Genomic DNA, 11,844 nt, shown 5'->3' with positions numbered 1-11,844 from the left:
ATCCTCACTTCGTGGCGGGAAATTTCCCCCAACGAAGTGATTTCCCCATCCCGAGACGCTGCCCCGAGACGCGGGGTCTACGCGGCGACGAGCTCGCGGCGCCCTGCGGCGAGGCCGGCCACGAGTGACGGCTTCGAGCGACGCCGACGCCCGATGACGAGGCTCGCCGCCGCGAACGACACCGCGGCGATGACGAGCATGCCGATGGCCGCCGTGACCACTCCGGAGGCGCTTCCTCCCGAGTGGGCGATCTGCAGCCCCGCGGCGAGGTGCGTTCCGGGCAGCAGCCCGGAGAGCATCTCGACGAACGGCGACTTCAGCTCAAGCGGCACGAGCCCCCGCATGGCGAGTACCTGGATGCTCAGGAGGCCGATCGATGCGACTGCTGCCGCCCGGCGCCCCCAGAGCGTCGTGAAGAGCAGGTGCAGGCCGATGAGGGCGAGCGCGCAGAGTGCGCCGAGGCCGAGCGTCGCGAAGGCCGCGGTCACGGGCACCCCGACGAATCCGTGCGCGATCACGATGACCGCGAAGAGCACTGCGGCCAGTGGCAGGAGCATGCGCCTCGCGGCGTCGAGCAGGATGCGCCCGTTCGTCGCCATCGACGCGTAGGCCTCGGTCGGCACGAGGCGGCGCATGAGGGTCGTCGCGAGGGCGGCGAGCCAGAGCGCGAGGGGCAGGATGAGCGCGGTGAGGATCTCGCCGAAGCTCACCTCGTGCTGCATGGTCTGGTTCGTCTGGACCGGGTTGGCGACGACCTCCGCGAGCGCGTCCGGATCGCCGACGGCGTTCTCCGCCTGCGCGGCGCCGTCGCTCAGTCCGGTCGACAGCTGGCTCGCGCCGGAGGTGAGCTCGCCGACGCCCTCCTGGATGGGGGCGACTCCGTCGACGAGCAGCTGCTGCCCGTCGCGGAGCTGCCCGAGACCAGTGGCGAGCGCGCTCGCGCCGGTCTCGAGCTCGGTTCCGCCGGTGACGAGCTGGGATGCGCCGCTCTTGAGTTCGTCGCCCGCGGTCGCGAGGTCGGAGGCGCCCGTGGTGAGGCTGCTGGAGCCTGCCGAGAGCTGTGTGGCGCCGGTGTTGAGCTGGTCGATGCCGTCCGCCAGGGTGACGAGGCCGGTGCCGAGCGTCTTCAGGTCGGCTGCTCCGTCGGTCACGGCGGTCAGCTCGCTCGTAGCCCCGTCGAGGGTCTCGACGAGGCCGTCGACGCCGCCGGTCGTGCCGACGAGGCCCGCGATCTGGGTCTCGCATTGGGTCTTCAACGTCGGGTCGGCGAGGGCCGCGCACCAGGCGACGAGGCCGTCCGTGGAGTCGTTGAGGGCCACGAGCGCCGGCCGGATCTGCTCCTGGTAGGTGGCGGTGCCCTGCGTGACGGCGGTCGAGTATCCCTCGAGCTGTGTGCCCGCGTCCGTGAGCTGCTGTCCGCCGGTGCGGAGTCCTGGCGTCTGCGCGGCGAGCTGGCCGACGCCAGCCGCGAGCTGGTCGGCGCCGCTCGTGTACTGCGTGATGCCCGCGGAGAGCTGGCCGACGCCGCCGGTGTACTGGGTGATGCCGCTTGAGAGCTGGCTGACGCCGGACACGTAGGTGCTCACGCCGGTCGAGAGCTCGCTGGCACCGTCCGCGCTCTGCACGAGTCCGGTCGAGAGCTCGCTCTGGCCGTCGGCGAACTGGGCGAGGCCGGTGCCGAGCTGCGTGCCGCCGTCGGCGAGCTGGGATGCCCCATCGGCGGCGTCGCGGAGGGAGGTCGCGGTCTGGCCGATGCCGTCGAAGAGCTGAACGGCGACCATCTCGGTGACCTGCGTGCCGAACTGGGCGGTGAGCGCATCGGCGAGCCCGTTGGCGATGGCGGGCGAGAGGTAGTCGTGCGACTGGTCGGTGGTCACGTCGATCGTGGCGGGGGTCGCCCCCTCGTCGGCGATGCCCGTGATGCGAGCGGAGAAGTCCTCCGGGATGGTGACGACCACGTACGCCGAGCCGTCTTCGAGTGCGGCCGCCGCGGTGTCGGCGTTGGCGAGCTGCCAGTCGAAGCCGGTCGCCGTGTCGGGATCGGTGAGCGCGCTGACGACGAGCCGGCCCGCGATGACGGTCGTCTCGGTGCCGTCCGGCGCGGTCTGGGTCTGGAGCTGGTCGTTGTTCACGATCATGGCGGGGATCGCGGAGGTGCGGGCCTCTGCGCCGGCGAGGCCGGCGAAGTAGGCGCCGGCGACGACGAGGGGCACGAGGATCGCGACGAGCAGGTTGCGCAGGCGCCGCCGGCGCAGCGCCCCGCGGTCGGCCGTGACGGCGTGGAGGACGGCGGCGCTCATGCGAGTGCTCCCTTGTGCGTGCTGGTTGCGGCGTGTGTGGATGTGGATGCGTCGGCGGATGCGCCCGGCGCGGCGTCGAGGCGGATGCGCCCAGCGGGACGTCGAACCTTGCCGATGATTGCGGCGGGGTCGAGTCCGCTGGGGAGTCCGAGCACGATGGTCGTGTCGGGTGAGGCGAGCGTGCTCACCTCCGCGAGGAGGGAGGAGGCGAGGCGGGTTGCCACCTCGGGTTCGGCTCCTGGGCCGAGATCGACGATCAGGACCTCGGGGTCCTCCGCGAGCGCGATGCGCGCCAAGGCGACGCCCCTCGATGCGGGCCGGAGCTCGCCGAGGTTCGTGCCGGCCTGCACGCGGGGCGAGCCGTCGCGGAGTCTGGCCGCGGCTGCTGAGACCTCGGCGACTCCCTGGTCGACGAGTGCGGCTGGCACCGGTCCCCCGGTGGCTCCGCGTCCGAGGCGCAGCCGCTCTTCGAGGAGGGCACCCACGGTGAGCTCCGCCGACCTGGCGTCCAGCGTCGAGGCGTCCACGACGGCGACGCGTCGCATGAGGGCGCTCTCGTCGCCTGGCGTGAGGTGCCCGTGCGCGTGGGCGTGCCCGGCGACGGGCTCGATGCGTCCCGCGAGGGTGGCCGCGAGCAGCCGCCGCTCGGCGAGCTGTCCCTCCACGAGCAGCACACCGCCGCGCTCGATGCCACCTGTCACGGGGCGCGTGGCCGTCGTCTCGGTTCCGGCCACGAGCTCGCCCATGGCGATGCCGTCGGGCTGCTCGCGCATCCACTCGACGTTCTGGCGGTAGTGGCGAAGGTGCTCGCCCTCGACGTCGAGGTCGGGGAGGATGCGATCGAGCCAGGCTGGGAGGGCCCAGGCGCGCTTCCCGAGCATCGCCATGATGGCGGGCACCAGCGTCATCCGCACGAGGAAGGCGTCGAAGAAGATGCCGGCGGCGAGCCCGAGGGCGATGGCCTTGATGACGCCGGCTCCCTCGGGCACGAAGGCGGCGAAGACGAAGAACATGATGAGCGCGGCCGCGGTGACGACGCGTGCGCCGTTCGCGAAGCCCGTCTCGACGGCGTTCCGCGCGTCGCCGCTGCGCACGTACGCCTCGCGCATGCCGGAGACGAGGAAGACCTCGTAGTCCATGGCCAGCCCGAAGATGATGGCCATGAGCAGGATGGGCATGAAGCTGATGATGGGGCCGGGCACGACGTGCAGGGCGTCGGCGAACCACCCCCACTGGAAGATCGCGACGACGACGCCGAAGGCGGCGAACACGCTCAGGAGGAAGCTCAGGGCCGCCTTGAGCGGGACGAGGATCGAGCGGAACACCATCATGAGCAGGAAGAAGCTGAGCCCGACGACCACGGCCGCGAACGGCAGGAGCGCCTGGTTGAGGCGGTCGGAGATGTCGAGCGCGATGGCGGTCGCACCGGTCACGGAGGTCGCCATGCCGGTCTCAGCTTCGAGCTCGTCGCCGAGGTCGCGGATCTCGCCGACGACTCGGAGCGTCTCGTCGTCGTCCGGGCCCGTCGAGGGCACGACCTGGATGATGGCGGAGTCGACGGTCGTGTTGGGCAGCGGGTCGCCGACGGTGTCGACCCCGTCGACGTCCGCGACGCGGTCGGCGATGAGCTGCAGGTCGTCGAGGAGGGTCTCGTTGTCACCCTGCGTGATGTCGACCATCACGATGAGTGGCCCGTTGGCGCCTGGTCCGAAGTGCTCTGCGACGAGGTCGTAGCCGATGTGCGCCACGCTGTCTTCGGGCTCGGATGCGCCGGACGGGAGCGCGAGCTTGAGGTCGAGTGCCGGGATCGCGAGCGTGCCGAGGATGGCGATGACGGCGAGTGCGAACGGGAGCGGCGCCTTCATGACGAGCCGCACCCAGCGGCGGCCCATCGTCGGCTTCGCATCTGCGCCGGTCTCGCGACGGAACGCGCGCGAGCCGGCCTTGGGGCGCATCCGCTCGCCCGCGAAGCCGAGCAGCGCGGGGACGAGGGTGATGACGGCCGCCATGGCGGTGAAGACGGCGGCAGCCGCGGCGATGCCCATGACGCTGAGGAACGGGATGCCGACGATCACGAGGCCGAGCAGCGCGATCATGACGGTCACTCCGGCGAAGACGACGGCGTTGCCTGCCGTGCCGACGGCGGTCGCCGTCGATTCCTCGGCGTCCATGCCGTTCGCGAGCTGCGTTCGGTGGCGCGAGACGACGAAGAGTGCGTAGTCGATGCCGACGGCGAGGCCGATCATGACGGCGAGCAGGGGGGTGGCGCTCGAGACGACCACGAACTTCGCGGCGAAGAGGATGCCGCCCATGGTCACGCCGACCCCCACGATGGCGGATACGAGCGGGAGCCCTGCGGCGAGCACCGACCCGAACGCCACGAGGAGCACGATCGCTGCGAACACGACGCCGACGATCTCGGTCGGCGTGAGCCCGTACTCGAGGTTCTGGAAGATCTGCCCATCGAACCCGACTTGGAGGCCGGAGTCCTCGAGCGATGTGCCTGCCTCGGTGACGTCGGCGATGAGCTCGTCGCTGATGTCCTCGCTCGTTCCGTCGAACTGGACGCGGATGATGCCTGCCTCGGCGTCGTCCGACACGGCGTCGGTCGCGTACTCCGAGAAGGGAGAGAGGGCCTGGCTGACGCCGTCGAGCTCGCCGATGCGCTCGGACGCGGCGTCGATGGCGCTCCGGTACGGCTCGTCGTCGACGGAGTCGCCCGCGGGAGTCACGACGACGACGCTGGCGCTGGCACCGGCTGCTTCGGGGAACACCTCGCCGAGGCGGTCGAGCGCCGCCTGCGACTGCGTGCCCGGAATCGCGAAGGACTCCTTGAGGGTTCCGCCCGCGGCGACGCCGACGCCGAGGGCGACCGCGAGCAGCAGGAGCCAGGCGGAGAGCACACGCCATGGGTGGCGGTATGAGCCGCGGGAGATGCGGAAGAGGAGAAGGGCCATGAGTGCGGTGTCTGCCTGTCGACTAGCGGCGCGTGGCCGAGATGAAGGTGAGCGCGTCGACGAGCTCGTCGCGTGTCGGCTCCTGCGTCCGCGCCTCGCCTGGGATGTTCTCGTTGGCGAGGCAGTAGGTGACGCCCGCGAGGCCGATGGCGATGCGCAGCGCACGGTCCGGGTCGTCCTCGGACAACGCCGCGACGAGTCGTTCGATGATGGGGTCGACTCGGGTCGCGATGAACTCGCCAGCACCGGTGCTGCGGTGGTTCACGAACATGTGCACGGCCAGGCGGTGCTGGAGGAGGAAGTCGACGAAGGGGCCGACGAGGCGCCTGTCCTCGGTGCCGATGTCGAGGTCCTGCAGGGAGTCGACGAGCTCTTCGAACGCGCCGAGGGCCTCGAGCACGGCCTGCTCGAAGAGGCCCTGCTTGGAGCCGAAGTGGTAGAGCAGGTTGGCCTTCGTGTACCCGGCCTTGCTTGCGATCTCCTGCAGCGAGGCGCCCTCGTAGCCGTGCGCGGCGAATTCGACGAGGGCAGCCTGCTTGAGCAGGTCGGTCGGATGCTGGCGGGACGCCGATCGACGATGCTCGGGCTGCGTGGGCTCGGGATTCGGCTGCGGTTGCTCGGTCACGCGAGCAGTCTATTGACCGAACGGTCAGAGTTCAACCGATCGGTCAGGATGCGCGAGCGGGGCGCATCCTGACCGGTCAGCTCACCCCCGCGGTTCAGGCGCGGGGCACGTTGGGGCCGGCGACCGCATGACCGATGGAGAGGTCCAGCAGCGAAGCCGCGCCGATCACGCCGACGTGGAGCGCGGTGACCTCGAACTGGCCTGGCACCGTCGACGCGGAGGGCAGCGAACCGGGGAGGTGGTTCTGCGCGTTGACGGTGAGGGCGAGCACATCGCTGAGCAGGAGGAGCGCGGCAGAGAGGAGGTCAGTGATGGCCGTGAGCTCGACCGAGAGGACCCCTGCTGGGTCGAGGAGCGCCTCGAGCGCCGCCTCGACGCTCCCCGCGACCGCGACCATGACACCGCCCATGAGCCCGCCGAGGAGCCGGTCGGTGAGCCTGTTGCCGGTGGTGAAGGTCGCCGTGCCGCTCGCGAACTGCGCGAGCGTGCCGGAGAGCTTCAGAGAACCCGTCGTCACGGTGATGGCCACGCTCGACGCAAGCCGAGCGAGCAGTGCCGAGACCCACTGGTCCAGGATCGTCGAGACGGCCGACACCGGGAACCCTGAGGCGAAGAGCGCCGTGTTCGGTGCAAGCCCGTTGAGCCACCCCGGCGTGCCCGCGACGTACGGCCCTCCGAAGAGGGTCGAGAGGTCGAGCGAGGCCGTCCCGGCCTCGGCATCCAGCGTCAGCGCGGCCGAGCCGTCGCCGGGCAGGGGCTGCAGGAGCGCGTCAGCGGCGATCGACACGGACACCGAGATGTTGGCGGCGTCGAAGATCCCGCCAAGCAACGGTATCGACGAGAGCGGCCCCAGGATTCGCGACGTGTCGACGGCGAGGGTCGGCAGAGCGGCCGTGAGCGCGGAGACGAGCGCGCCGGCCGCTGGCGTGGAGAGCTCGAGCGCAAGATGGCTCATGAGGTACTGACGCAGGGCGACCGGTTCGGCGCACGGATCCGCGATCTCACTGCGAGCGCCGACGGCGCCGACGACAAGAGCGACATCGGAGACCGCACCGACGAGATCCGCCGCGGGGGCGCCCGCCAGGTTCTCGAGCAGCCCCTTCAGCTCGACGCGCGCGAGATCGGGTGCGGCGTAGGGATCGGGGTTGAGGGTGATGCTGCCGCTGTCCGACACGGCTCCGACCGCGCCGAGGGAACCGCCGTCACGGTTCGCGCGCGCGAACTGGTGGACGACGCCGAGGTTCGCATCGGCGAGCGTGAGGATTCCGCTGAGCACAGCGGCGGCGCCGCTGAGCGGGGCGAGGGTGGCGGGCCCTGCCACCGTGACGATCGGCGGGGACCCGGCACTGTTGCTCGCCTGCGAGCCGGTGAGACCCGTGACCGCGTTCAATGACACACCGGCGAGCGACCCGTGGAGCAGGCGCGCTCCCGCACGCGTGCTGTACAGGCCGGACGGGGACTGACACGTCGACGCGGCGGCGAGTGGAGCCGCGGTCGCCGTCAGGAGCACGGGCGCGATCCAGGCGGTGCTGGCGAGCACCCCTCGCCGGGTGAGCCCGGCTTGCTTGTCGGGGTTGGAGTCCATGCGGGTTCTGGGCAGGGAGGGAGGGTTCATCGATGAGACCTTGCGTCAGGGGACACAGCTGCACCGGGGTGTGCAGCTGCCGACATCACTCGCGCATTCGCGCGGATGATGAATGCACGCTAACTTGGCCCGGACCAATTCCACTAGTTGAGGACGACCCGAACGCCTCTCGACGCCGCGAATACGAGAATGTCCCGCCGCTCAGCCGTGGCACCCCACCTCCGCGCAGCGTCGAGATCGCATCCACACTTCATCGGATGGCCAGACGACACCGCTACCCTGACGACGTCAATCAGAACGCTGGCGGCATCACAACGACGCGGCCCCGGCACAAGGGAGCGGAACCCATGCGCAAATTCCTCACCAACGGCGCGATCCTGTCCTCGGTCTTCGGCATCGTGGGTGTCGTCCGACAGACCTCGATGGAGACCAAGCGCTGGCGAGCAGTGCTCGTCTGGCTGGCCTGGGGCATCTCCACGGCCCTGGCGATCAGCGCCGTCATGGACGACGCGAACCAGAAGAAGCTAGAGCTCGACTAACAATCCGAGCGTCGTGCGGCGTGTCTGTCGACACGCCGCACGAACGCCGTGAGACTAGTGCTGTCTCAATCCGCGGCAGACGACCTGTCCCGGTTCACGAGCTCACAATCCAGGTGCAGAAAGGGGACTCCGTGTTCGGTTGGTTCCGCAAGCGGCGACACCCCGAGGGTGAAGCCACGTCGATCGCAGATTCGACGCAGCCCACCCCCCAGCAGACGGCCACGACGCTGCCGTCGCTCCCCCAGCATCAGATGGGTGCCATCCCGGCCCCGATCCCCGCTGCATCCGCACCGTCGGCACGCCCGGCCATGCCCCTGGGCGGCCACCCCAACTTCTCCGGCCTCGAGCGCCCGGGAAGCGAGCTGGAGCCACCGCGCCTGCTCGAGCCCAGCGCGATCATGAGCGACGAGGCCCGCGAGGAGCTCACCCTCCTCCTCGACGACATGTTCGGGGCCGAAGGCCGCTACCGCCTCGAATGGCGCCCAGACCGCGAGCCGGGCGACGACGCCATGTTCTCCGAGATCATGGTCGCCGACCTCGTGCGCCGCATCCAGAACACGTTGGGAACCGTCGCAGCGCTGGAAGCAGGCGACGAAGCGCCGGTGCGCCTCGCTCCTGCGAGCGAAGCGGAACGCCAGAAGGCTATCGAGTCGTTCCTCAAGCCCGAGGAGTCGCTTGAGGACCTCGTCGAGACGGTGACCCCTCGCCCGGCTGACCTCGCAGCGCGAGCATCCCTGGCCGAAGAGCGCAAGATCGCCTGAGCCTCTCTCCACGCGCGCACAGCACTGAGCAGCGCGTAACGAAGAACCCCGGTCCGTGTTCGGACCGGGGTTCTTCGTTACGCGCTGCGTGCGCCTAGATGGCGAAGTACGGGAGGAGCCCCGCGAAGACGACCGCGACGACGACCAGGTACCAGACGATGATGATCGTCACGAGGAACGGTGCGAGCTTCTCCCCCACTCGCTTCGCGCCGGCACCCAGGTGCCCGTGCACGAGGTTGAAGATCGTCCCCGTCGAGACGAGAGGGATGGTCGCCGCCCAGATGATCATGCACCAGAGGCACAGGCGCGCGAGCTCGAAGGCGCTGTACCACTGCAGGTAGCTGACGAGCGCCGCGGCGCCCACCAGACCGACCTGGAAGGCGACCCAGAACCAGCGACGGTAGCTCGCACCCGCGAAGATGCCAGCTCCGATCGCGACCGTCACGGCGAACGTCACGAGGCCGATGATGATGTTCGGGAAGCCGAGGATCGCGCCAGCTGAGGACTGCATGGCCGGACCGCACGTGACGAAGATGCTCAGATCGCAGACCAGCGCCTCGTTCGGCGCCTGCAGCTTGTGGATGTACTCCACGGTGAGGAAGAAGCTCGCGAGGAGCCCCACGCCGCCGAAGACGACAAGCGCCCACGCAACGTTCCGCGGCGTGCGCACGAGCCAGGGCAGGCGGGAGACGCCGCCCTGCTCGTCCGCCGCGCCGGCCTCTGCCGTCTCAGGGGAGCTCGTCATCGTGCGCCGCCGCTACTCGCCGGCGTTCGCGGTGCCGGCGAGCGCCATGAGCGTCTCGACGGTCGGGGGCGTCTGCTGCAGTTCGCCGTCGACGAAGATGCTCGGGGTTCCCGAGACGCCGGCCTCGCGCGACGCAGCCGTGTTCGCGGCGGCCCACCCCGAGAATTCGCCGTTGGTGGCCGCGGCGAGGGCTTCTTCGTTCGTCACACCGAGCTGGCTCAGCGCCGATGCGTAGTCAGCGGGACCCCAGCTGGTCTGCGTCTGGCCTGGGATTCCGAACAGGCCGTCGTGGACCTCGAAGAACGCGGACGGCTGGTAGGCGACGGTGGACGCGATCGCCGCGGCGGCCTCAGCACCGTACGGGGCCACGATGTTGATCGCGTGGTAGGTCACCTGGGCGTCACCTGCGGCGACGAGATCGTTGTAGACCGCCCCAGTCTGCTCGTGGTAGTCCACGCAGTGGGGGCACGAGTAGTCGTAGTAGTAGTCGATCTTGACGGGGGCATCCGCTGCACCGACGACGATCGCCGAGTTGTCGACGACCTCGATGGGCTGCTCGACACTCGAACCGTCGAGGCGCTGCACCGCCACCGTGCCATCGGCGGTCAGCTCGATCTTCTTGCCGAACCAGGTCGAGCCGAAGACGGCAAGCAGCACGATGGCACCGAGCACGACGACGGCCCCGACGATGATGCCCACCTGCGTGAGCACGCGACCGCGCCGGGCGCGCGCCTCCTCCTGCTTGCGGATGGCGTTCGCCTCCTCGCGAAGCTTCTGAATGTGTTCGCGGTTCTTGTCTGCCATTGCGGCTCTCCTCGGGTTCGACGACCGGCGTCATTGTACGTGAGATCATTTTGTGACCTTCACATACATACTTGCGGCCACAACTATTACATTGTGCACCCCGCACATCCGACCACCCCCAGGGAGCAGCCACCGTGAGTTCCATGTTCCGGTCGCTCGGCGAACGGAACTACCGCATCTGGTTCGCGGGGTCCCTGACCTCCAACGTCGGCACGTGGATGCAGCGCACAGCGCAGGCCTGGATCGTGCTCACCGAGCTCACCGACAACGACGCCACCGCGCTTGGCGTCGTCATGGCCCTGCAGTTCGGCCCGCAGCTGCTGCTGGCGCCGTACGCCGGCGTCATCGCCGACCGCTTCTCGAAGCGGAAGGTGCTCATCTGGACGCAGTCGGTCATGGCCGTGCTCGCCCTCGCGCTCGGCGCCATCGTGACGGCGGGCGCCGCGGAGCTCTGGCACGTCTACGTCTTCGCACTGCTCCTCGGCTGCGCGGCCTCCCTGGACGCGCCAGCGCGCCAGGCGTTCGTCTCCGAGGTGGTGGGCCTCAAGCTGCTCTCGAACGCCGTAGCCCTCAACTCGGCGTCGTTCAACGGCGCCCGGATGCTGGGGCCGGCCGTCGCCGGAGTCCTCACGGTCCTCATCGGCGCGGGCCCGGTGATCCTCGTCAACGCGCTCACGTACCTCGCGACCATCGCGGCCCTCCTGGCCATGCGCGGCGCGGATCTGCTCCCCGCTCCCCCATCGAAACGCGGCCGCGGGCAGATCCGCGAGGGCATCCGCTACGTCGCGAGGCGCCCGGACATCGTCGCGGTCCTGGTCCTGGTCTTCCTCCTCGGCACCTTCGGCCTGAACTTCCCCATCTACACGGCGACCATGACGACCATGGAGTTCGGTGGCGGCGCGGATAGCTTCGGCCTGCTCTCCTCGATCCTCGCCATCGGCTCGCTCGGGGGCGCGCTGCTGGCCGCGAAGCGCGAGCGAGCCCGGTTCCGTGTCCTGCTGTCGTCGAGCGTGTTCTTCGCTCTCAGCTGCCTGGCAGCCGCCCTGGCGCCGACGTTCTGGATGTTCGCCGTGGCCCTCATCCCCATCGGCTTCACCTCGCTCAGCGCGATCACCACGGCCAACGCCCTCGTCCAGGGAAGCGTCGAGCCCTCCATGCGCGGGCGGGTCCTCTCGCTGTACATGGCGATCTTCCTCGGCGGGACGCCCGTCGGTGCCCCCGTCATGGGGTGGATCGTCGAACTGTTCGGGCCGCGCGCGGCGCTCCTCGTCGGCGGTGCATCCGGTGCCGTCGGGGCGATGCTCGCCGCCTGGATCCTGCACCGGGCCGGAGCGTTCAGGTGGCGTGACCGCCCCTGGCGCAACCTGGACGACCCGCGAGCCGACGAGCCCCTGTAGGCGTCCGCGCTTCGACGCGCATCCGCTCATCACGCTCGACGAGCGTCGGCACGGGCCAGCAGACGACTCAGGCCCCGCTCGAACGGCCTCGGGATGGGTTCCACGCTTCCGGATGGGAAGCAACCCATCCC

The 11,844-nt window shown here is 69.9% G+C and carries 9 protein-coding genes; 3 read left to right on the top strand and 6 right to left on the bottom strand.

The features are described 5' to 3' along the window. Positions 1-77 precede the first annotated feature (77 nt). The 4 genes from C5B97_RS05230 to C5B97_RS05215 form a co-directional block, all read right to left on the bottom strand. Entirely contained in the window at positions 78-2,300 is a 2,223-nt protein-coding gene (locus tag C5B97_RS05230) for a YhgE/Pip domain-containing protein (protein ID WP_104311084.1), read from the bottom strand. Beyond that, complete coding sequence (locus tag C5B97_RS05225; RefSeq protein ID WP_104311083.1) at positions 2,297-5,257, bottom strand: MMPL family transporter; 2,961 nt, start codon at positions 5,255-5,257, stop codon at positions 2,297-2,299. The genes C5B97_RS05230 and C5B97_RS05225 overlap by 4 nt, the downstream gene beginning before the upstream one ends. A gap of 22 nt (positions 5,258-5,279) precedes the next feature. Continuing rightward, the gene (locus tag C5B97_RS05220) at positions 5,280-5,882 is read right to left on the bottom strand and encodes a TetR/AcrR family transcriptional regulator (RefSeq protein ID WP_104311082.1); all 603 of its coding nucleotides are present in this window, start codon (positions 5,880-5,882) and stop codon (positions 5,280-5,282) included. 94 nt (positions 5,883-5,976) lie between these two features. After that, positions 5,977-7,497 (bottom strand): choice-of-anchor G family protein, encoded by a 1,521-nt coding sequence (locus C5B97_RS05215; RefSeq protein WP_146080733.1) that lies wholly within the window; start codon positions 7,495-7,497, stop codon positions 5,977-5,979. A 317-nt stretch (positions 7,498-7,814) separates the two neighbouring features. On the opposite strand from C5B97_RS05215, the gene C5B97_RS05210 reads away from it, so the two are divergent. Both C5B97_RS05210 and C5B97_RS05205 read left to right on the top strand, forming a co-directional pair. After that, positions 7,815-8,006 (top strand): hypothetical protein, encoded by a 192-nt coding sequence (locus C5B97_RS05210; protein WP_068476980.1) that lies wholly within the window; start codon positions 7,815-7,817, stop codon positions 8,004-8,006. A gap of 131 nt (positions 8,007-8,137) precedes the next feature. Beyond that, a complete protein-coding gene (locus tag C5B97_RS05205; protein WP_146080732.1) occupies positions 8,138-8,767 on the top strand; it encodes a hypothetical protein in 630 nt (209 codons plus the stop codon). 94 nt (positions 8,768-8,861) lie between these two features. Here C5B97_RS05205 and C5B97_RS05200 read toward each other — a convergent pair whose 3' ends face one another. Beyond that, positions 8,862-9,512 (bottom strand): vitamin K epoxide reductase family protein, encoded by a 651-nt coding sequence (locus C5B97_RS05200; RefSeq protein ID WP_104311078.1) that lies wholly within the window; start codon positions 9,510-9,512, stop codon positions 8,862-8,864. A gap of 12 nt (positions 9,513-9,524) precedes the next feature. Further along, positions 9,525-10,316 (bottom strand): thioredoxin domain-containing protein, encoded by a 792-nt coding sequence (locus C5B97_RS05195; protein ID WP_104311077.1) that lies wholly within the window; start codon positions 10,314-10,316, stop codon positions 9,525-9,527. Positions 10,317-10,459: 143 nt separating this feature from the next. Here C5B97_RS05195 and C5B97_RS05190 point away from each other — a divergent pair, with 143 nt between their 5' ends. Next, entirely contained in the window at positions 10,460-11,713 is a 1,254-nt protein-coding gene (locus C5B97_RS05190; RefSeq protein WP_181026930.1) for an MFS transporter, read from the top strand. Positions 11,714-11,844: the final 131 nt, after the last annotated feature.

Source organism: Pseudoclavibacter sp. RFBB5 (assembly GCF_002931555.1).
Lineage (GTDB): Bacteria > Actinomycetota > Actinomycetes > Actinomycetales > Microbacteriaceae > Pseudoclavibacter.
This window is presented reverse-complemented; position numbering and strand designations above follow the sequence as displayed.